Source organism: Klebsiella sp. HMSC09D12 (assembly GCF_001808475.1).
Lineage (GTDB): Bacteria > Pseudomonadota > Gammaproteobacteria > Enterobacterales > Enterobacteriaceae > Klebsiella > Klebsiella oxytoca.
This window is the reverse complement of sequence record NZ_KV793490.1, coordinates 1-22,024: the sequence shown is the minus strand read 5'-3', so window position 1 is coordinate 22,024 and position 22,024 is coordinate 1. Positions and strand designations below refer to the sequence as shown.

At 56.2% G+C, this 22,024-nt stretch carries 18 protein-coding genes; 12 read left to right on the top strand and 6 right to left on the bottom strand.

What is annotated here, in order from left to right; translation table 11 throughout:
- The first annotated feature begins 346 nt into the window (after positions 1-346).
- The 9 genes from HMPREF3178_RS17775 to pepE all read left to right on the top strand — a co-directional run bounded on the left by HMPREF3178_RS17775 (position 347) and on the right by pepE (position 8,106).
- Positions 347-1,294 carry a sugar-binding transcriptional regulator gene (locus tag HMPREF3178_RS17775; protein ID WP_004109617.1) on the top strand — a complete coding sequence of 316 codons (948 nt, stop codon included), beginning with the start codon at positions 347-349 and terminating at the stop codon, positions 1,292-1,294.
- Positions 1,295-1,364: 70 nt separating this feature from the next.
- Positions 1,365-2,168: an SDR family oxidoreductase gene (locus tag HMPREF3178_RS17770; RefSeq protein WP_004109619.1), complete on the top strand. Its 804-nt coding sequence runs from the start codon at positions 1,365-1,367 to the stop codon at positions 2,166-2,168.
- Between the two features lie 9 nt (positions 2,169-2,177).
- A complete protein-coding gene (locus HMPREF3178_RS17765) occupies positions 2,178-2,585 on the top strand; it encodes a mannose/fructose/sorbose PTS transporter subunit IIA (RefSeq protein WP_004109623.1) in 408 nt (135 codons plus the stop codon).
- A complete protein-coding gene (locus HMPREF3178_RS17760; protein ID WP_017145135.1) occupies positions 2,585-3,079 on the top strand; it encodes a mannose/fructose/sorbose PTS transporter subunit IIB in 495 nt (164 codons plus the stop codon). Before HMPREF3178_RS17765 ends, HMPREF3178_RS17760 begins: the two co-directional genes overlap by 1 nt.
- A gap of 186 nt (positions 3,080-3,265) precedes the next feature.
- Complete coding sequence (locus HMPREF3178_RS17755) at positions 3,266-4,063, top strand: PTS mannose/fructose/sorbose transporter subunit IIC (protein ID WP_004109631.1); 798 nt, start codon at positions 3,266-3,268, stop codon at positions 4,061-4,063.
- A gap of 11 nt (positions 4,064-4,074) precedes the next feature.
- The gene (locus HMPREF3178_RS17750; RefSeq protein WP_004109634.1) at positions 4,075-4,899 is read left to right on the top strand and encodes a PTS system mannose/fructose/sorbose family transporter subunit IID; all 825 of its coding nucleotides are present in this window, start codon (positions 4,075-4,077) and stop codon (positions 4,897-4,899) included.
- A 176-nt stretch (positions 4,900-5,075) separates the two neighbouring features.
- Positions 5,076-6,308 carry an L-sorbose 1-phosphate reductase gene (gene sorE / locus HMPREF3178_RS17745; protein ID WP_004109637.1) on the top strand — a complete coding sequence of 411 codons (1,233 nt, stop codon included), beginning with the start codon at positions 5,076-5,078 and terminating at the stop codon, positions 6,306-6,308.
- Positions 6,301-7,110 (top strand): shikimate 5-dehydrogenase, encoded by an 810-nt coding sequence (locus tag HMPREF3178_RS17740; protein WP_004109640.1) that lies wholly within the window; start codon positions 6,301-6,303, stop codon positions 7,108-7,110. Before sorE ends, HMPREF3178_RS17740 begins: the two co-directional genes overlap by 8 nt.
- Before the next feature lie 306 nt (positions 7,111-7,416).
- A complete protein-coding gene (gene pepE, locus HMPREF3178_RS17735; protein WP_004109643.1) occupies positions 7,417-8,106 on the top strand; it encodes a dipeptidase PepE in 690 nt (229 codons plus the stop codon).
- Between the two features lie 244 nt (positions 8,107-8,350).
- On the opposite strand, the gene HMPREF3178_RS17730 is transcribed toward pepE, so the two are convergent.
- Positions 8,351-9,982 carry a Na/Pi cotransporter family protein gene (locus HMPREF3178_RS17730; protein WP_004109645.1) on the bottom strand — a complete coding sequence of 544 codons (1,632 nt, stop codon included), beginning with the start codon at positions 9,980-9,982 and terminating at the stop codon, positions 8,351-8,353.
- Positions 9,983-10,168: 186 nt separating this feature from the next.
- Positions 10,169-13,852 carry a methionine synthase gene (gene metH / locus HMPREF3178_RS17725; RefSeq protein WP_004109648.1) on the bottom strand — a complete coding sequence of 1,228 codons (3,684 nt, stop codon included), beginning with the start codon at positions 13,850-13,852 and terminating at the stop codon, positions 10,169-10,171.
- A 196-nt stretch (positions 13,853-14,048) separates the two neighbouring features.
- Between metH and iclR the strand changes: the two genes are divergently transcribed.
- Complete coding sequence (iclR, locus tag HMPREF3178_RS17720; RefSeq protein ID WP_004117167.1) at positions 14,049-14,876, top strand: glyoxylate bypass operon transcriptional repressor IclR; 828 nt, start codon at positions 14,049-14,051, stop codon at positions 14,874-14,876.
- Positions 14,877-14,885: 9 nt separating this feature from the next.
- Complete coding sequence (locus HMPREF3178_RS17715; RefSeq protein WP_085955761.1) at positions 14,886-15,290, top strand: ASCH domain-containing protein; 405 nt, start codon at positions 14,886-14,888, stop codon at positions 15,288-15,290.
- A 14-nt stretch (positions 15,291-15,304) separates the two neighbouring features.
- On the opposite strand, the gene aceK is transcribed toward HMPREF3178_RS17715, so the two are convergent.
- The 4 genes from aceK to metA form a co-directional block, all read right to left on the bottom strand.
- Complete coding sequence (gene aceK / locus HMPREF3178_RS17710) at positions 15,305-17,047, bottom strand: bifunctional isocitrate dehydrogenase kinase/phosphatase (protein ID WP_004109658.1); 1,743 nt, start codon at positions 17,045-17,047, stop codon at positions 15,305-15,307.
- A 48-nt stretch (positions 17,048-17,095) separates the two neighbouring features.
- Positions 17,096-18,400, bottom strand: a complete 1,305-nt coding sequence (gene aceA / locus HMPREF3178_RS17705; RefSeq protein ID WP_024274896.1) for an isocitrate lyase — start codon at positions 18,398-18,400, stop codon at positions 17,096-17,098.
- A gap of 156 nt (positions 18,401-18,556) precedes the next feature.
- The gene (gene aceB, locus HMPREF3178_RS17700; protein ID WP_004109664.1) at positions 18,557-20,158 is read right to left on the bottom strand and encodes a malate synthase A; all 1,602 of its coding nucleotides are present in this window, start codon (positions 20,156-20,158) and stop codon (positions 18,557-18,559) included.
- Between the two features lie 259 nt (positions 20,159-20,417).
- Positions 20,418-21,347: a homoserine O-acetyltransferase MetA gene (metA, locus tag HMPREF3178_RS17695; RefSeq protein WP_004109666.1), complete on the bottom strand. Its 930-nt coding sequence runs from the start codon at positions 21,345-21,347 to the stop codon at positions 20,418-20,420.
- Between the two features lie 156 nt (positions 21,348-21,503).
- Between metA and HMPREF3178_RS17690 the strand changes: the two genes are divergently transcribed.
- Positions 21,504-21,941, top strand: coding sequence for an acetyltransferase (locus tag HMPREF3178_RS17690; protein ID WP_004117147.1), 438 nt, complete (start codon positions 21,504-21,506; stop codon positions 21,939-21,941).
- Positions 21,942-22,024: the final 83 nt, after the last annotated feature.

Here is a 22,024-nt window from a genome sequence, read left to right as displayed (position 1 = left end):
CTTTCTGTTTAAAAACGAAATATACCCTACCTTGCAGGCGATAAAAAAGAATCGCGCGCTCGCCGCCTGACGCTAAATGTGATCTGTCCCGCCTTTCAACACAAAAGTGTACTTCAGAAAGCCCAGCAACTTTGCCCGGCGAAATAAAGCAGAATCAGGCCCTTATCACTTACGGCACAAACGTGCCGGAAACCGGCGATTAGCAACGCAAATGTGCAACAGAAACGGTCAGAAGGTTGCTATGAAAAAGAGGAAAATTTCTTTAAAGCGGGCGCCTGATGGGGTTATATCAGATCGTGAGCGCCAATATCTGATTTGCACAAATGTGCAGGAGCCGACAGTGACGATGGAAAACAGCGACGATATTCGTCTGATCGTAAAAATCGCCCAGCTCTATTATGAGCAGGATATGACCCAGGCGCAGATTGCCCGCGAGCTGGGGATATACCGCACCACCATCAGCCGTCTGCTGAAGCGCGGCCGCGAGCAGGGCATCGTCACTATCGCCATCAACTATGACTACAACGAAAATCTGTGGCTTGAGCAGCAGCTGAAACAAAAATTTGGCCTCAAGGAGGCGGTGGTGGCGGCCTGCGACTCGCTGCTGGAGGAGGATCAGCTCAATCTTATCGGCCTGCATGGCGCACAATTGGTCGACAGGCTGCTGGAGCCGGGCGATATCGTCGGTTTCTCCTGGGGGCGTGCGGTACGCGCGCTGGTGGAGAATCTGCCGCAGGCCAGCCAGTCCCGTCAGGTTATCTGCGTCCCGATTATCGGCGGCCCCTCCGGCAAGCTGGAGAGCCGCTACCACGTGAATACGCTGACCTACGGCGCCGCGGCGAAGCTGAAAGCGGAATCGCATCTCGCCGATTTCCCGGCGCTGCTGGATAACAAATTAATTCGCAACGGTATTATGCAATCCCAGCACTTTAAAACCATTGCATCTTACTGGGATAACCTGGACGTCGCGCTGGTGGGGATCGGTTCACCGGCTATCCGCGACGGCGCCAACTGGCATGCGTTTTACGGCAGTGAAGAGAGCGACGATCTCAACGCCCGCCAGGTCGCCGGTGATATCTGCTCGCGCTTTTACAATATTGATGGCGCGCTGGTAGAAACCGCCATGAGCGAGAAAACGCTGTCTATTGAGATGGCGAAACTCAGGCAGGCGCGTTATTCGGTAGGTATCGCCATGGGCGAGGAAAAATACTCCGGTATTCTTGGCGCCTTAAATGGACACTATATTAACTGTCTGGTGACGAATCGAGAAACCGCCGAGTCGCTACTGAAGTAAATTACAACGATATGATTTCACGCAGCGCTGCTGCGGGGAATCCCTTTATCTGAAGAAACAGGAGTCGATAATGGATACGTGGTTAAACTTAAAAGATAAAATTATTATTGTTACCGGTGGCGCATCAGGAATTGGCCTGGCGATTGTCGATGAATTATTAGCCCAGGGCGCAAATGTGCAGATGAGCGATATTCACGGCGGCGATAAACATCAGCTCGGTGAAAATTATTGTTTCTGGCCAACAGATATTTCCAGCGCCAGCGAAGTGAATAATACCGTCGACAGTATTATTCAGCGTTTTGGCCGTATTGACGGACTGGTTAATAACGCTGGCGTCAACTTCCCGCGTTTATTAGTCGATGAGAAAGCGCCGTCCGGCCGCTATGAATTAAATGAAGCGGCATTCGAAAAAATGGTCAATATCAATCAAAAAGGCGTATTTCTGATGTCACAGGCGGTAGCCCGCCAGATGGTTAAACAGCGCAGCGGCGTGATTGTTAACGTCTCGTCGGAAAGCGGCCTCGAAGGCTCTGAAGGCCAGAGCTGTTACGCCGCGACTAAAGCCGCGCTGAATAGCTTTACCCGCTCATGGTCGAAAGAGTTAGGTAAACACGGTATTCGCGTCGTGGGCGTTGCGCCGGGCATTCTGGAAAAAACCGGGCTGCGCACGCCTGAGTACGAACAGGCGCTGGCCTGGACCCGTAATATTACCGTCGAGCAGCTGCGCGAAGGCTATAGCAAAAATTCGATTCCGATTGGTCGTTCGGGTCGGCTCAGCGAAGTCGCTGATTTTGTTTGCTATCTGCTCTCAGATCGCGCCAGCTATATCACCGGAGTCACCACTAACATCGCGGGCGGAAAAACGCGCGGCTAAGGGGGAAAAATGGTTAACGTCATCTTCTGCGCCCACGGCCAGCTGGCCTGCGCCATGCTCGACTCGGTGCGCATGGTTTACGGCGATGTCAACGTCAGCGCCGTGGAGTTTGTACCGGGTGAAAACGCGGGCGACATCGCCGGTAAGCTTGAAAAGTTGGTAAGTACTCACAAAGACGAAGAGTGGCTTATTGCCGTCGATTTACAGTGCGGCAGCCCGTGGAATGCCGCCGCCGGGCTAGCGATGCGCAACCCGCAGCTCCGGGTCATCAGCGGCCTGTCGCTGCCGCTGGCTCTGGAGCTGGTCGATAATCAGCAAACGATGAATGCAGAAGCGCTGTGCCAACACCTGGAACTTATCGCCAGCCAGTGCTGCGTCACCTGGCGGCAACCGGAAACCGTTGAGGAGGATTTCTGATGAACATTACGCTCGCGCGCATTGACGACCGTTTGATTCACGGCCAGGTCACCACCGTTTGGTCAAAAGTGGCCAACGCCCAGCGCATTATTATCTGTAATGACGACGTGTATAACGACGACGTTCGCCGCACGCTGCTTCGCCAGGCCGCGCCGCCGGGCATGAAGGTCAATGTGGTGAATATCGAGAAAGCCGTCGCCGTTTATCACAACCCGCAATATCAGGGCGAAACGGTTTTTTATTTATTCACTAATCCGCAGGACGTATTAACTATGGTGCAGCAGGGGGTGAAAATAGCCACCCTGAATATTGGCGGTATGGCCTGGCGACCGGGTAAGAAACAATTAACCAAAGCGGTGTCATTAGACGCAGCGGATATTAATACCTTTCAGCAGTTAGATAATCTGGGGGTTAAACTTGATTTACGCGTCGTAGCCTCAGATCCGTCGGTTAATATTCTCGATAAAATAGCAGAGCAGTCCGTTACAGAATAATAAAACGCGCCTTTTATTTCACCCTGGCATTCTGGCTGCATCGCGGCGGCAAATGAGAAAGTCACCAGCAGCATAGATTACTATGCGACTGGGGCGAGAGAATGCAGTCAACAAAGAGGCAGCCTGAAGAACATCGTGTAAATGCCGTAAAAGGCAGGGATTTCTATACCCTCAAGGTGACAAATTATGGAAATAAGTACCCTACAAATAATAGCCATATTTATTTTTTCCTGTATTGCCGGAATGGGCAGCGTGCTGGATGAATTCCAGACTCACCGTCCATTAATCGCCTGTACCGTGATTGGCTTAATTCTCGGCGATTTAAAAACCGGAATTATGCTCGGCGGGACGCTGGAGCTCATCGCGCTCGGCTGGATGAACGTCGGCGCGGCGCAGTCTCCGGATTCGGCGTTAGCCAGCATTATTTCCGCCATCCTGGTGATCGTTGGCCAGCAAAGCATCGCTACCGGAATAGCGATTGCGCTGCCGGTCGCGGCCGCAGGCCAGGTACTCACCGTGTTCGCCCGCACCATTACCGTGGTGTTCCAGCACGCGGCGGATAAGGCCGCGGAAGAGGCACGCTTCAGAACAATCGATCTGCTGCATGTGTCGGCGCTGGGCGTTCAGGCGCTGCGCGTCGCCATTCCCGCACTCATCGTTTCTCTGTTTGTCAGCGCGGATATGGTCAGCAATATGCTCAACGCCATTCCGGAATTCGTCACCCGCGGTCTGCAAATCGCCGGCGGTTTTATCGTGGTGGTCGGCTACGCCATGGTGCTGCGCATGATGGGCGTGAAGTATCTGATGCCTTTCTTCTTTCTCGGCTTCCTCGCGGGCGGCTATCTCGACTTTAGTCTGCTGGCTTTCGGCGGCGTGGGGGTCATCATCGCGCTGATTTATATCCAGCTCAACCCGCAGTGGCGTAAACCTGAACCGCAGGCCGCCGCCCCCTCTTCCACCGCCCTTGACCAGCTTGACGACTGATGGAGCCCAACATGGAACAGAAAAAAATTACCCAAGGCGACCTGGTGAGCATGTTTCTGCGATCCAACCTGCAGCAGGCGTCATTCAACTTCGAGCGTATCCACGGGCTTGGTTTCTGCTACGACATGATCCCGGCCATCAAGCGCCTCTACCCGCTGAAGGAGGATCAGGTTGCCGCGCTGAAGCGCCATCTGGTGTTCTTCAATACCACTCCGGCAGTCTGCGGGCCGGTTATTGGCGTGACCGTCGCGATGGAGGAAGCGCGGGCCAACGGCGCCGCTATTGACGATGGCGCCATCAACGGGATCAAAGTCGGCCTGATGGGGCCGCTGGCAGGCGTGGGCGACCCGCTGGTATGGGGCACGCTGCGGCCAATTACCGCCGCCCTCGGCGCCTCGCTGGCGCTCTCCGGAAATATTCTTGGTCCGCTGCTGTTCTTCTTTATTTTCAACGCGGTTCGTCTGGCGATGAAGTGGTACGGACTGCAGCTTGGCTTCCGTAAAGGGGTCAATATCGTCAGCGATATGGGCGGTAACCTGCTGCAAAAACTGACCGAAGGCGCCTCCATTCTTGGCCTGTTTGTGATGGGCGTGCTGGTCACCAAGTGGACCACCATCAACGTCCCGCTGGTGGTCTCGCAAACCCCGGGCGCCAACGGCTCAACCGTCACCATGACCGTACAAAACATCCTCGATCAGCTTTGCCCCGGCCTGCTGGCTCTGGGCCTGACGCTGCTGATGGTGCGCCTGCTCAATAAGAAAGTGAACCCGGTCTGGCTGATTTTCGCCCTCTTCGGTTTGGGGATTATCGGTAACGCACTGGGCTTCCTGTCCTGATTATTCCGCCCGGCGATGCCGGGTCTACTTCAACAAGTTAACCCCAAAGATGGCGCAGTACGGCGAGGCGGCAACTGAATTTATCCCTGGGAGCGTGGATTCACTGCGTGATCCGGGGACATGAAGGAAGCCAATACAGCCGTAATGCGAAAGATGAAGGGGGTGAGGTGGTAAACATGCAAACAACAACAGCCCTGCGCCTGTACGGCAAACGCGATCTGCGCCTGGAAACCTTTGCACTTCCGGCGATGCAGGATGATGAAATTCTCGCCCGGGTGGTCACCGACAGCCTGTGCCTCTCTTCGTGGAAAGAGGCGAACCAGGGCGAGGACCACAAAAAGGTGCCTGATGATGTGGCGACTAACCCGATCATCATCGGCCATGAGTTCTGCGGAGAGATCATCGCCGTCGGCAAAAAATGGCAGCATAAGTTTCACGCTGGCCAGCGCTATGTGATTCAGGCCAATCTGCAGCTACCGGATCGCCCGGACTGCCCCGGTTATTCCTTCCCGTGGATCGGCGGCGAAGCCACCCACGTGGTGATCCCTGACGAGGTGATGGCGCAGGATTGCCTGCTCACCTGGGAAGGCGATACCTGGTTTGAAGGTTCGCTGGTGGAGCCGCTTTCCTGCGTAATCGGCGCGTTCAACGCCAACTATCATCTGCAGGAAGGCAGCTATAACCATGTGATGGGCATTCGCCCGCAGGGGCGCACCCTGATCCTCGGCGGCACCGGCCCGATGGGTCTGCTGGCTATCGACTACGCGCTGCATGGCCCGATCAACCCGGCGCTGCTGGTGGTCACCGACACCAATAAGCCAAAACTCAGCTATGCGCGCCAGCACTATCCCTCCGAGCCGCAAACGCTGATTCACTATCTGGATGGGCACGACGCCAGCCGCGAAACGTTGATGGCGCTCTCCGGCGGCCACGGTTTTGACGATATTTTTGTCTTCGTCCCTAACGAACAGCTCATCACTCTGGCATCCTCGCTGCTGGCCCCGGACGGCTGCCTGAACTTTTTTGCCGGCCCGCAGGATAAGCAGTTCAGCGCGCCGATCAATTTTTACGATGTGCATTACGCCTTCACTCACTACGTCGGCACCTCCGGCGGCAATACCGACGATATGCGCGCCGCCGTAGCGCTGATGCAGGCAAAAAAAGTCCAGACTGCAAAAGTGGTGACCCATATTCTGGGGCTGAATGCGGCGGGCGAGACCACCCTGGATTTACCGGCGGTGGGCGGCGGTAAGAAGCTGGTTTATACCGGGAAAAACTTCCCGCTGACGCCGCTGGGAGACATTCGCGACCCGCAGCTGGCGGCGATTATGGAACGTCACCATGGTATCTGGTCAAAAGAGGCGGAAGAGTATCTGCTGGCCCACGCGGAGGATATTGCTCATGATTAATCGCGATACGCAGCTATGCATGTCGCTGGCCGGTCGCCCGGGCAACTTCGGTACCCGCTTTCATAACTATCTGTATGAAAAACTCGGGCTGAATTATATCTATAAAGCCTTTACTACCCAGGATATTGCCGCAGCGGTGAAGGGCGTCCGCGCATTGGGCATCCGCGGCTGCGCGGTCTCAATGCCGTTTAAAGAGAGCTGCATAGCGTATCTTGACGCGCTTGCCCCTTCGGCAAAGGCGATTGATTCGGTCAACACCATCGTCAACGACGACGGCAGGCTAACCGGGTTGAATACCGACTACATCGCGGTGAAAAGCCTGATTGACAGCCATCAGCTCGACTCCTCTGCCAAAGTGATGATCCAGGGCAGCGGCGGGATGGGCAAAGCGGTCATCGCCGCCTTTCGCGATGCCGGTTTCCGCGATGTGATTATCGCCGCCCGCCATCGCGATCGTGGACTGGTGCTGGCAAAGCAGTACGGTTTTCAATGGCAGCCAAAGCCGGAAGGGATCGCGGCGGATATTCTGGTTAACGTCACGCCGCTCGGCATGGCGGGCGGTGCGGAAAGCGAAACCCTGGCCTTTAGCCCGACGATGGTGGAACGGGCCGACGTGGTATTTGACGTGGTCGCTCTGCCGCCGGAAACCCCGCTCATCAAACTGGCGAAGAAGCGGGACAAACACGTTATCAGCGGCGCGGAGGTGATTGCCCTGCAGGCGGTGGAGCAGTTTGCGCTCTACACCGGCGTGCGTCCGGACGCGGCGCTGGTCGCTGAAGCCGCGGCCTTTGCCAGAGGATAAGGGCAAACGAAGAGCGCCAGGGAGGGCGCTCTAATAACCATTGATCGGAAAGTCGATTGCAGCGCGCAGCGCAGCCCTTCCCTTGCCTGTGAATCATCACGTGAAACTAAGCGGTTCCCGCTAACCTGTCACGCCCGGTAGAGTCACTCTGCGAGGTACTTTCCAGATTAATTCGGAGAATCCCTGCGCCAAAAATCGCCGCTCCGCTTTGCTCAGCGCGTCTCAGCGTGAGCCACGTCAGCAAGCGGTGAGATATCCTGTGATAACATCCCAGCCCGAATAATCATCTGGTCAAATGGAGAAATTATGGAACTGCTGCTATTGAGTAACTCAACGCTGCCGGGCAAAGCCTGGCTGGAACATGCGCTGCCGACCATTGCCGGGCAGCTAAATGGCCGCCGTTCCGCGGTATTCATCCCTTTTGCCGGGGTGACGCAAACCTGGGATGATTACACCGCGAAAACCGCCGCCGTCTTCAGCCCAATGGGCGTTACGGTTACCGGTATTCACAGCGTCGCGGACCCGGTTTCGGCGATTGAGAACGCGGAGATAGTTATCGTCGGCGGCGGCAATACCTTTCAGCTGCTGAAAGAGTGTCGCGACCGCGGCCTGCTGGCGCCGATTGTGGATGTAATGAAGCGCGGGGCGCTGTATATCGGCTGGAGCGCGGGCGCTAACCTTGCCTGCCCAACAATTCGCACCACCAATGATATGCCGATTGTCGACCCTAACGGTTTTTCTGCGCTGGGGCTGTTTCCGCTGCAAATTAACCCCCACTTCACCAACGCGCTGCCGGAAGGCCACAAAGGGGAAACTCGCGAACAGCGGATTCGCGAGCTGCTGGTGGTTGCGCCAGAGTTGACGATTATCGGCCTGCCGGAAGGCAACTGGATACAGGTGACGCAGGGCCACGCCACTCTCGGCGGCCCGAATCCGACGCTGGTTTTCAGAGCCGGAGTGGAAGCGGTAACCCTGAACGCAGGCCATCGTTTCTGACCCGCCGCCCTTGTCCCGGAGGCGGCGCTGCGCGCCTGTCCGGGCTATCCTCCCACAGACGACGCTGACCCCCGTAGCCCGGGCAAGGCGCTTTGCGCCGCCCCCGGGAGCAAAGCGCTGAGTGGCACGAATTCCCGGAGGCGATGCTGCGCATCTGTCCGGGCTACCAGCCCGCAGACCGCGGTATACCTGTAGCCCGGCTAAGCGCAGCGCGAGCCGGGGATGTCAGGCGGTACATCAGCGCTTAATAATCATCGCGCTCATCGTCCTCATCCGGCTGCTCCATCACGCTATAGGCTACCGAGCAGAACAGCGAGTTCAGACGCTTCATATCGCCCAGCAGCGCCAGGTGCAGCGTACTGGTTTCGATACTCTGCACGTTTTGCTGATGCAGGCGATCAACGTGAGCATGCGAGTAACGACGGTTCATAATGCGAAAACGGTGTTTGCTACGGCGCAAACGGCGGGCGCTCGGTACGTCGCCGGAAAAGAAAACCGACATCGCTAGCTGTAGATTGCTGAGCAGCTGATCGTAGAGCGCATCCAGCTCTTTCAACCCCTCCATGGAGAACGCGCGCCGCGCGGCCAGCGATTTATCGGCGATTTCGCTGCCCATTCGTTCAACGATATCTGAAGCCTGCTCGAGGTTGAGCGCCATTTCGATAATTTCCGCCCAGCGGCGGGATTCCTCATCGGCCAGCTCCTCTTTTGGCATCCGCGCCAGATAGAGCTTAATCGCGGTGTAAAGTACGTTGATATCGTCCGCCAGCCGCCGCAGCTCTTTCTCTTCACGCGGTTCACCGTGCATCACTTTATGCAGGCTTTCCAGCATCTGCTCCATGGCATCGCCGATACGCAGGGTTTCGCGGGCGGCGTTAGCCAGCGCCAGAGCCGGGGTGTCCAGCGCTGAAGTATCAAGATGCTTTGGCTTCAGTCGTGCATCCAGCTCCGGCTCATCGCGAATCAGTCGCTTGCAGAGGTTAGCCATCGGCCCGGCGAACGGCACCATGGCGATACAGCGGATCAGGTTGTAGAAGACGTGGAAATAGATAACCAGTTCGGATTTTTGCAGCGGAAGCTCATCCATAACGTTTGCCAACAGATGGACAAACGGCAGGATAATCAGACTACCCACCAGCTTAAACAACAGGCTGCCGAGCGCAACGCGGCGCGCGGCGGCATTAGCGCCGCTGTTGTTTAGCATCGCCAGCAGCCCGGATCCGAGGTTGGCGCCAATCACCAGGCACAGCGCCACCGGGAACGAAATCACGCCGGTGGCGGTTAACGTAGCGGTCAGCAGCACCGCTGCCAGGCTTGAATAGCTGATGATGGCAAATACCGCGCCGATCAGCGCATCCAGCATAATATCGCCGGTCAACGAGGCGAAAATCACCTGCACGCCGTTAGCCTGGGTGATGGGATGCACCGCCTGAACGATCAGCTCCAGCGCCAGCAGAATCAAGCCCAGGCCAATACCCACGCGCCCGAGCTGGCCCGCACGCGTTTGCTTGCGCCCAAGGAAGAAAATGACGCCGATAAAAATCAGCAGCGGCGAAAGCCAGGACAGGTCGAAGGTCAGCACCCTCGCCATCAGCGCGGTACCAACGTCAGCGCCCAGCACCATCACCAGCGCAGGGGCTAACGCCACCAGATCCTGGGCGACAAAAGAGGTGACCAGCATGGTGGTGGCGTTGCTGCTCTGGACCAGCGCGGTAACCCCGATCCCCGCGCAGAAGGCGAGCGGTTTTTTCTCCACGCTGCTGCTGAGTACACTTCTCAGGCGAGCGCCGTAGACGCGCATCACGCCGGTACGAACAATATGGGTGCCCCACACCAGTAGAGCGACGGCGGACAACAGGTGTAGCAGAGTTAACACGGAATCAGCTTCTCCTTATATTTATTTGTTCCAGAAACTCATAAACCGTTACAGGCCGGATAGCGCTTCGCTTATCCGACGGCAACGATCGCAAGCTCCCTTCAGTATAAGGGTTTATGCACAATAAAGAGACAGGGCGCTCGTTGAGCGCCCTGTTAGTTGTAAGGAAAGATAACGGCTGGTGGATCAATCGGCATCGTAACCGAGGTTCGGCGCCAGCCAGCGCTCCACTTCCGCCACGCTCATCCCCTTACGTAACGCATAGTCCTCCACCTGATCGCGCTGAATTTGCGCTACCGCGAAGTACTTACTGTCCGGATGGCTGAAGTACCAGCCGGAAACCGACGCGCCGGGCCACATGGCAAAGGATTCCGTCAGCTTCATGCCGGTACGTTTTTCCACCTCCAGCAGCTCCCAGATGGTCGCCTTTTCGGTGTGCTCCGGACAGGCGGGATAGCCCGGCGCCGGGCGTATTCCCTGGTAATTCTCGCGGATCAGCTCCTCGTTGCTGAGGTTTTCGTTCGCCGCATAGCCCCAGTAGACCTTACGCACCCGCTCATGCAGATACTCGGCGAAGGCTTCCGCCAGACGGTCGGCAATCGCCTTCACCATAATCTTGTTATAGTCATCGTGCTGTGCCTCCCAGGCGTCGGCCAGCGCGTCTTCTTCAAGGCCGCCGGTCACCGCAAAGGCGCCGATATAGTCCGCCTTCCCCGACAGCTTCGGCGCGACAAAATCCGCCAGGCAGTAGTTGGCAAAGCCGACTTTCTCGGTCTGCTGGCGCAGATGATGCCCCACCGTCAGCACATGAGTCCGGGTTTCATCGCGATAGATTTCAATATCGTCGCCGACGCGGTTAGCCGGGAACAGCCCCACGACGCCGCGTGGATTGAGGGCCTTCCCGGCACTGAGCTTATCCAGCAGTTCGTTGGCGTCTTTAAACAGGCGCTGTGCCTCTTCGCCCACGACTTCATCTTCCAGAATGCGCGGATACTTACCGGCCAGCGACCAGGTCATAAAGAACGGCGTCCAGTCGATATAATTACGCAGGGTTTCAATACTGGCTTCCACCTCATGCACGCCCAGACGATGAGCTACCGGCGGGGTGTAGCTTGCCCAGTCAAAGGCCAGGTCGTTATCGCGCGCGGCTTCCAGCGTGACGGGGGGAGTGCGCGGCTTTTTACGTCCGTGCTGAATACGCACCGTTTCGTACTCTTTGCGGGTACGGGCGACAAAATCATCGCGCTGGCTATCGGACAGCAGGGCGGCGACCACGCCGACGGTGCGCGAGGCGTTCTGCACGTAGACCGTCGGGCCGCTGTAGTTCTGCTCGATTTTCACTGCCGTATGCGCTTTCGAGGTGGTTGCGCCACCGATCAGCAGCGGAATAGTAAAGCCCTGACGCTCCATCTCCTTCGCCACGTTGACCATCTCATCCAGCGACGGCGTAATCAGCCCGGAGAGGCCAATCAGGTCGGCGTTAACCTCGCGGGCGGTTTTCAGGATTTTATCCGCAGGCACCATCACGCCCAGATCGACGATTTCATAGTTATTACACTGCAGCACGACGCCGACAATATTCTTGCCGATATCGTGAACGTCACCCTTCACGGTGGCGATGACCATCTTGCCGTTGCTGGAACCTTTCTCTTTGCTGGCCTCAATATAGGGTTCGAGGTAGGCCACCGCCTGCTTCATTACGCGGGCGGATTTCACCACCTGAGGCAGGAACATTTTCCCTTCACCGAACAGATCGCCGACCACGTTCATACCGTCCATCAGCGGCCCTTCGATAACCTCGATCGGGCGCACGGCCTGCTGTCGGGCTTCTTCGGTATCGAGCTCAATAAATTCGGTAATGCCTTTAACCAGCGAGTACTCGAGGCGTTTTTTGACGTCCCAGCTGCGCCATTCCGCCTGCTGGGCGTTGGCGGTATCGTCAGTTTTGCTGCCGCGATATTTCTCCGCCAGATCCAGCAGGCGTTCGGTGCCGTCATCGCGGCGGTTCAGAATCACATCTTCAACCGCGTCGCGCAGCTCGGCGGGAAGGTCGTCGTAAATTGCCAGCTGTCCAGCGTTGACGATACCCATATCCATGCCGTTACGGATGGCGTAGTAGAGGAATACCGCGTGAATCGCCTCGCGCACCGGGTCGTTACCGCGGAAGGAGAACGACACGTTAGAGACGCCGCCGGAGATCAGCGCGTGCGGCAGTTCGCGTTTGATATCTTCACAGGCGCCGATAAAGTCCTGGGCATAGTTGTTGTGCTCTTCAATTCCGGTCGCCACGGCGAAAATATTCGGGTCGAAGATGATGTCTTCCGGCGGGAAGCCCACCTCTTCGGTAAGAATGGTGTACGCCCGGCGGCAAATTTCAATTTTACGTTCACGGGTATCGGCCTGGCCCACTTCATCAAAGGCCATCACCACGACGGCAGCCCCGTAGCGGCGCACCTTTTTCGCATGCTGGATAAACGGCTCAACGCCCTCTTTCATCGAGATGGAGTTAACGATGCCTTTGCCCTGAATACACTTCAGGCCCTTTTCGATAACCTCCCATTTGGAGGAGTCGATCATAATCGGCACGCGGGCGATATCCGGCTCACCGGCGATCAGGTTGAGGAAACGCGTCATCGCCGCTTCGGCGTCGAGCATCCCCTCATCCATATTGATATCGATAATCTGTGCGCCGCTTTCCACCTGCTGGCGCGCCACATCCAGCGCTTCGTTATATTTTTCTTCTTTAATCAGGCGTTTGAATTTCGCCGAGCCGGTGACGTTGGTGCGTTCGCCGACGTTCACAAACAGGCTGTCATCGCCGATATTCAGCGGCTCAAGGCCGGAAAGACGGCAGGCGACGGGGATCTCCGGCAGCTGGCGCGGCGGCAGGCCGGCCACCGCGCGGCTCATGGCGGCAATATGTTCCGGCGTGGTGCCGCAGCAGCCGCCGACAATATTCAGGAAGCCGGCCTCCGCCCATTCGCGAATTTGCGTCGCCATCGTGTCGGCGTCCAGATCGTATTCACCAAAGGCGTTCGGCAGACCGGCGTTCGGGTGGGCGGTGACGTAGCATTCGGCGATACGCGACAGCTCCTGCACGTACTGGCGCAGTTCGTCCGGCCCCAGAGCGCAGTTGAGGCCGAAAGTGAGCGCATCGGCGTGGCGCAGCGAGTTATAAAAGGCTTCGGTGGTCTGGCCGGACAGCGTGCGACCGGAGGCGTCGGTGATGGTGCCGGAGATCATAATCGGCAGATCGACCCCCAGCGCTTCAAACTCCTCTTTGACCGCAAAGATCGCCGCTTTGGCGTTGAGGGTATCGAACACCGTCTCAATCAGAATCAGATCCGCCCCGCCTTCCACCAGCGCTTTGGTGGATTCACGATAGGCTTCCACCAGCCCGTCAAAGGTGATGTTGCGAAAGGCCGGGTCATTGACGTCAGGAGAAATGGACGCAGTGCGGTTAGTCGGGCCGAGAACGCCTGCCACATAGCGTGGTTTTTCCGGCGTGCGCGCGGTCCAGGCATCAGCGCTGGCGCGGGCCAGTTTCGCCGCCGTAAAGTTGATTTCCGCCGACAGGGATTCCATCTGGTAATCCGCCATCGCGATGGTCGTCGAGTTAAAGGTGTTGGTTTCAATGATATCCGCCCCGGCCGCAAAATAGGCATCGTGGATGGCGGTGATCACTTCCGGCTTGCTGAGAACCAGCAGGTCGTTGTTGCCCTTCAGGTCGCACGGCCAGTCGGCAAAACGCTCGCCGCGGAAGTCCTGCTCACTCAGACGATAGCTCTGGATCATGGTGCCCATGCCCCCATCCAGAACCAGAATACGTTCTTTTAACTGCTGATGCAGTTGCTCAACTTTGCTGCTCACACTCGCTCCCGACAACGCTCAACCAGACCGAAAAAACTCAACGGACCATACTGGCACAAACCGAAGGGGTGGAAAAGAGAACAGCGGGCAAGATGAGACATGTTCAGCTTCACTCATCCGATCAGTCGGGTAGTGATTGCATTATCGCCAAATAAAACGAAAATCATTTCCACGATACAGAAAAAAGGAGTCCGCGATGGCGACCCCCGCTCCCGCAAAACGCGGCAGAAAACCTGCCGCCTCCGCCGCCGCTCCGGCTGGCGGGCAAGTTCAGTCCCTGACCCGCGGCCTGAAGCTGCTCGAATGGATTGCTGAATCTCACGGCAGCGTGGCGCTGACCGAACTGGCCCAGCAGGCCGGCTTGCCTAATTCCACCACCCACCGCCTGTTAACCACGATGCAGCAGTTGGGTTTTGTTCGTCAGGTCGGTGAACTGGGTCACTGGTCGGTGGGCGCCCATGCTTTCGTCGTCGGCAGCAGCTTCCTGCAAAGTCGTAACCTGTTGGCGATCGTCCATCCGATTTTGCGTCAACTGATGGAAGACTCCGGCGAAACGGTTAACCTCGCGGTGCTGGACCCGAGCGATCATCAGGCGATCATTATCGATCAGGTGCAGTGTACCCAACTGATGCGTATGTCGGCGCCGATTGGCGGTAAGCTGCCGATGCACGCTTCCGGCGCCGGTAAGGCGTTTTTGTCGCAGTTGAGTGAAGATCAGGTCACCGGCCTGCTGCACCGTCAAGGTCTGCACGCTTACACCCACGCTACGCTGGTATCGCCGGTGCATCTGAAAGAGGACCTGGCCCAGACGCGTAAGCGCGGCTATTCGTTTGATGACGAAGAACACGCGCTAGGACTGCGCTGCGTAGCGTCATGCATTTATGATGAACATCGTGAGCCGTTCGCCGCTATCTCTATTTCCGGGCCCATTTCCCGCATTACCGATGACCGCGTGACCGAGTTCGGCGCCATGGTGATCAAAGCGGCGAAAGAAGTGACACTGGCGTATGGCGGAGTGCGCTAAATGAGCGATCTGAAATCCTACTGGCAGGATAAATACCCTTCTGCTTTTTGCTGGTCTTTCGGCGATTCAGCGGAGCTGGCCGACGAGCTGGCGGCCCTGGTCATCGCGGGGAAGAAGCGCGGCACCTGCGGTTCGCTTGCCAGCTATCAGCAGGAGCAGCCGCCCGTGACGCCGGGGGCATATCACATTGTGCTGGACGGCCAGGGCAAAGCCGTCTGCGTGATACGCACCCTGATGCTCAGGCTGATCCGGTTTAATGAAATGAGCCCTGAGCTCGCCGCGCTGGAGGGCGAAGGTGATTTGAGCCTCGCTTACTGGCAATCGGCGCATCAGGCATTCTTTGAACGCGAAGGCACCTGGGCGTCGGATATGGAGCTGGTGTACGAAGAATTTGCGGTTATAGAGGCCGCCTGAACCTGGCCGCCTGATTACCCTGCCTGTTGCAGGTTGCCATAGCGCACGCAAAAGCGCTGACGGCGACGATAGGCGTAGACGTCTTCCACGTGGCCGTTGCGAATACGGTTTTGCAGCTCCCGCCAGTAGTCGGCGCGCAGCAGGTCGGCGTGCATCTCTTCAAATAGCGGCCCGATACGCGGGTCGGCGCACAGCCAGTGGCGAAACTCCTCCGGAAAAACATCGCCCGGCGAGACGCTGTACCAGGGCTCGCTGGCAAGCTCATCTTCCGGATAGCGCGCTGGCGGGATCTCGCGGAAATTCACCTCCGTCATATAGCAAATTTCATCGTAATCGTAGAACACCACCCGGCCGTGACGCGTAACGCCAAAATTCTTAAATAGCATATCGCCCGGGAAAATGTTGGCGGCAGCCAGCTGACGAATGGCGTTCCCGTACTCCTCGACTGCATCACGCAGCGCCTGCCCGTCAACCTGCTCCAGCCAGATATTCAGCGGCACCATCCGCCGCTCGATATACAGATGGCTGATCGCAATCCGATCGCCGAGGTCGGTAATTTTCCCACCTGCTTCGGTTTGTAACAGGGCCATCAGCTCGGGCGCAATTTGCCGTTTCTCCAGCACGAAGTTCTCAAACTCCTGGGTGTCGGCCATCCGTCCCACGCGGTCATGCTCTTTGACCAGCTGGTAACAGGCGCGCACGTGAGCGGCAGTCATCTCTTTCTGCGGCGCGAAGCGGTCCTTGATGACCTTAAATACCCGGTCAAAGCCCGGCAAGGTAAACACCAGCATGACCATCCCGCGGATCCCCGGCGCTTCAACAAATTGTTCATTGCTGCGGGAAAGATAGTGCAGGTATTCCCGATAGCTTTCCGTTTTCGCATGCTTCTGGCAGCCAATCGCCATGTACAGTTCGGCGGTGGTTTTACCCGGCAGAATCTCGCGCAGCCACTCGACCAGCGCGCCGGGCAGCGGCGCGTAAACCATAAAATAGGAGCGGGCGAAGCCAAAAACGATACTGGCTTCGGCATGCGTCGTCAGGCAAGCATCGACAAACAGTTCGCCTTCATCGGTACGATGGATTGGCAGAAGAAAAGGCAGCGTGGCCATCGGCGTAACCAATTTGCCTACCAGCCAGGCTGCCTTATTGCGGTAAAAAAGTTCATTCGCCACCTGTAGATACGACCGGGAGAGCAGCTCGCCGCCAAGCGCTTCCTGCAGGCAAACGGTGATATACCCGATATCGCGCGCTCTGTTTTGCCACGGCAGGCGGAGAGGAAGATCGGATAACACTTTGCGTAATAACGTGTCCCAGCCGCGCTCGGGAAAGAAATCTTTCGCCAGCGGCCGCGGTATAGAGCGCAGGCGCCGCTCGGGCTGCGAGCTGAAAATAAAAAGCCGCTCGGGAGTCAGCGAGCGGTGGTCAAACAACCGACAATAGACGGAATTGAAAAAGCTCTCCGCAATTTCAAAGCGAGGGTAATCCGGCAGCAGGCGGGTATAGTGTTCTTTTACCCGCAGCAAAAAGTCGCTATCGGTATTTTTGCCATCGGTAATGCAGCGCAGCTGCTCGACGACCAGGCCGACATGGTGATCGTAGAGATGGATGCGCTGCTTCATCGCCTGCTGGACGGCATGCCAGTCGGCCTGTTCAAAGCGCTGCTGGGCGCCGGAAGTGACTTCAAGAAAACGACCGTACTGGGCGTCGAAACCCTGCAAAATAGTTTGCGCAATCAATAATTCCAGGCCACGTGTCATACCTTCCCCTCTCTCCCTCTCCCCCGGAGAGAGGGAGAGGGGAAATGATCAGAACTGATCTTCTTCTGTAGAGCCGGTTAACGCCGTTACTGATGAGGTTCCGCCCTGGATAATGGTGGTGACCTTATCGAAGTAGCCAGTCCCGACCTCCTGCTGATGGGAGACAAAGGTATAGCCATCTTTCGCCGCCGCGAATTCCGGCTGCTGAACCTTCTCAACGTAGTGCTTCATCCCCTCGCCCTGGGCGTAAGCGTGAGCCAGATCGAACATGTTGAACCACATGCTGTGAATACCGGCCAGGGTGATGAACTGATATTTGTAGCCCATATCCGCCAGTTGCTGCTGGAAGCTGGCAATGGTTTTATCATCCAGCTTTTTCTGCCAGTTAAACGACGGCGAGCAGTTATAGGCCAGCAGTTTGCCCGGATATTTCGCATGGATCGCATCGGCAAAGCGCTTCGCCAGCTCAAGGTCCGGGGTGGAGGTTTCACACCACACCAGGTCGGCATAGGGCGCGTAGGCCAGCCCGCGGCTGATCGCCTGTTCGATACCGGCATGGGTGCGGAAGAAACCTTCGCTGGTACGGTCGCCGGTAATGAACTGACGATCGTAAGGATCGCAGTCTGAGGTAATTAAATCCGCCGCATCGGCGTCAGTGCGGGCAATCACCAGCGTTGGTACGCCCATTACGTCTGCCGCCAGACGCGCGGCAACCAGTTTCTGAATCGCTTCTTGCGTGGGAACCAGCACTTTGCCGCCCATATGGCCGCATTTCTTCACCGATGCCAGCTGATCTTCGAAGTGTACGGCCGCTGCACCGGCCTCAATCATCGATTTCATCAGCTCAAACGCATTAAGCACGCCGCCAAATCCCGCTTCCGCATCGGCGACGATCGGCAGAAAATAATCGGTATAACGCGGATCGTTCGGTTCAATACCCGCAGACCACTGGATCTGATCCGCGCGGCGGAAGGTGTTATTGATCCGATCGACCACGGCCGGTACTGAGTTAGCCGGATAGAGCGATTGATCCGGATACATGCTGGAGGCCAGGTTGGCGTCCGCCGCGACCTGCCAGCCAGAAAGGTAAATCGCTTCAATGCCCGCTTTCGCCTGCTGTAACGCCTGGCCCCCGGTCAGCGCGCCCAGGCTGTTGACGTAGCCTTTTTTCGCTTCGCCGTGCAGCAGTCGCCACATCTTTGCCGCGCCCAGCTGCGCCAGCGTACATTCCGGGTTAACGGAGCCGCGTAGCTTCACCACGTCTTCGGCGCTGTATGGGCGAGTAATGCCTTCCCAGCGCGGGTTGGTCCACTCTTTGTTTAATTCTTCGATTTGTTGGGTACGGGTTTTCATGTGCAGATGCTCCATATTATTTTCCTGGCTTCCCAGGCATTATTGGTGATGACAGTTTGGTCACGGCCAGCGCGCAAAAACCGGAGCGTACTTATAGTACGTGAGGATTTTGAGTACTGCCCGGGGCCAAAATGGCAAACAAAGTAGCCTGGGCCGTCAGGCCAGCAGGCGGTAACCCGGCAAAGTCAGGAAGTCAATGAGCTCATCGGAAGTGGTGATCTGTTCCATCAGGCGCGCGGCCTCGTCAAAGCGCCCGCTGCTGTAGCGGTGCTCGCCCAGTTCGTCCTGAATCACCCGCATCTCTTCGGCCAGCCACTGGCGGAACAGCGCTTTAGTTACCGGTTGACCGCTGCTGAGCGTTTTTTCGTGATGGATCCACTGCCAGATTGAGGTACGTGAGATCTCGGCCGTTGCCGCATCCTCCATGAGGCCATAAATCGGTACGCAGCCGTTGCCGGAAATCCACGCCTCGATGTACTGCACCGCCACGCGAATGTTGGCGCGCATGCCCTCTTCGGTTCGTTCGCCCTCGCAGGGGGCCAGCAGCTGTTCAGCGGTAATTGGCGCATCGTCTTCACGGGTGACAAATAGCTGATTTTTGTTCTCACCGAGCACGCCATTAAAGACGGCCATCGCGGTGTCAGCCAAACCGGGATGCGCAATCCATGTGCCATCATGACCGTTATTCGCCTCCAGCGATTTGTCCGCTTTTACCTTGTTCAGCACCTGATTGTTCCGCTCAGCATCTTTGCTCGGAATAAAGGCCGCCATGCCGCCCATCGCAAATGCGCCGCGCTTATGGCAGGTCTTAATTAACAATCGTGAGTAGGCACTGAGGAATGGCTTGTCCATCGTCACCACCTGACGATCCGGCAGAACGCGGTCCGGGTGATTCTTCAGCGTTTTGATATAGCTGAAGATATAGTCCCAGCGCCCGCAGTTCAGACCCACAATATGGTCGCGCAGGGCATGCAGGATTTCGTCCATCTGGAATACGGCGGGCAGCGTTTCAATCAGCAGCGTGGCTTTGATAGTGCCGCGCGGCAGCTCAAAACGGTCTTCCGTAAAGCTAAAGACTTCACTCCACCACGCGGCTTCCTGCCAGGCCTGGGTTTTCGGCAGATAGAAATAGGGCCCGCTGCCTTTTTCCAGTAACGCTTTGTAGTTATGGAAGAAATAAAGAGCAAAGTCGAACAGGCTGCCGGGAATGGCTTCCCTGCGCCATGTCACGTGTTTTTCCGGCAGATGCAGGCCGCGCACGCGACAGATCAGCAGCGCCGGGTTCGGTTTAAGCTGATAGATTTTGCCAGCTTCATTGGTATAGCTGATGGTGCCGTTAACCGCATCGCGCAGGTTAATTTGCCCCTCAATGACTTTGCTCCATTCAGGCGCCAGTGAGTCTTCGAAATCCGCCATAAAGACTTTTACGTTCGCATTCAGCGCATTGATCACCATCTTACGCTCTACCGGACCGGTGATTTCCACCCGGCGATCCAGCAAATCCACAGGGATGCCGCGAATTTTCCAATCACCATTACGAATGGAAGCTGTTTCCGAAATAAAATCAGGTAGCTTACCGTCATCAATTTCCTGCTGCTGCTGGAGACGCGCCGCCAGGAGTTTATTGCGCTCAGGCGTAAAGCGGCTCACCAGTTCAGTCAAAAATTCGACTGCCTCAGGCGTTAAGATTTGCCTCTCCTGGTCGCCATATGGCTGGCTAAAAGCCAGTTCGTCAGTAATTGTCGCCTGCTGCGTCATGTGCTGCTCCTCTTGGTTGATCCAGTTGGCGCGAACGTAAGATCGTTGTGTAGTTTTCGTTCAGCACAATTAAGACTACGCATTTATTTTTCAAAATCAAAAACAATTTCCATTTTTAATTTAATTATTATTTAACCTATTGATAACAATATAAATAAAGTTTAATCACAATATGAGCCGCATTTCGGAAATAAAAAAGGCACCCGAAGGTGCCAGAGGCAAAATGCTGAAACGCTTTAGGATCGCGTTGTGTAGAAGATTAATCCAGAGTCGGATTCATATGGCGTAGATCGTATGGCGTGATCTGGTAGACGTAATAATTCAGCCAGTTGATAAACAGTAGATTGCCATGGCTTCGCCAGGTGGCGCGCGGTTTGTTCTGCGGATCGTTTTGCGGGAAATAATTGTGTGGAACCTGGGGATCGAGGCCCGCTTCCACATCGCGGAAGAACTCGCTGGCCAGGGTGTTTGCATCATATTCTGGATGACCGGTCACGAAGGCGATACGCTTGTCTTTGCTGGCGAACAGGTAGGCATCGCCCTCTTCCGTTTCCGCCAGAATCTCCAGGTCGGTGTAGTCGCGTATCAGCGCCGCCGGGAAATCGGCATAGCGCGAGTGCGGCGCGAGAAAGCTATCGTCAAAGCCGCGGGTTAATAAGGCATGTGGTTGCAGGATATGGTGTTCGTAGACGCCGGAAATCTTCTCAGAGCGCGTCTGTTTAGGGATACCATAGAGGATATTGAGGGCCGCCTGTACAGCCCAACAGACAAATAGCGTTGAGGTAACATGATCTTTAGCCCATTCCAGCACCTGTTTGATCTGCGGCCAGTAGGCAACGTCATTAAACTCAACCAAACCTAAGGGCGCGCCGGTAACAATCAGGCCATCAAAATTCTGATCGCAAATATCTTCAAAGTTGCAGTAGAAGTTGTTCAGGTGTTCCGCTGGGGTATTACGCGATTCGCGGGCATCGATGCGCAGCAGCTGGATATCAAGCTGCAGAGGAGAGTTGGAAAGCAGTCGCAAAAACTGATTCTCAGTCTCGATTTTCTTCGGCATCAGATTAAGGATGAGCACCTTCAGCGGGCGGATTTCCTGAGTCGTCGCGCGAGTTGTCGTCATCACAAAGACGTTTTCATTACGCAAGAAATTGACGGCCGGTAGCTCGTCCTGCACCCGAATTGGCATAGCTTTATTACCTCATAACATACGTATAAACGTTTAGACATCCAGACAGCTGAAGATACCCAGGAATAATGTGAATGTCGAGCCTGCAAATGCAGGGTGAGAAAATTTCACGGAGATATTTACGTTAGAATATAAGAACAAATAAAAGGAGCACGTATGGTTATTAGTATCCGCCGTTCACGGCATGATGAAGGGAAAAAACTGATTGCGATCTGGTGTCGATCGGTCGATGCAACGCACGGTTTTTTATCAAAAGCATATAGAGCGGAGCTGGAAGAGCTGGTGAGCTCATTCCTACCCGAAGCGCCGCTGTGGGTAGCAGTAACGGAGGAAGATGAGCCGGTCGCCTTTATGCTTCTAACGGGGGAACATATGGATGCGTTATTTGTTGATCCTGCCGTTCGCGGCTGTGGCGTGGGTAAGCTTTTGATTAAACACGCCTTGTCGTTAGCGCCCAGACTGACGACTAACGTTAACGAGCAGAATGAACAAGCGGTCGGATTTTATAAGAAAATGGGCTTTAAGGTGACAGGCCGTTCTGAAACGGACGATCTTGGAAAACCGTATCCGTTATTGAATTTGGTACATGAGTAATGAAAAGGCCGGATAAGGGTAGACCGATGTCCGGCAGTTTCAGACGACAAAAACGCAAAAAGCCCATCCGTCAGGATGGGCTC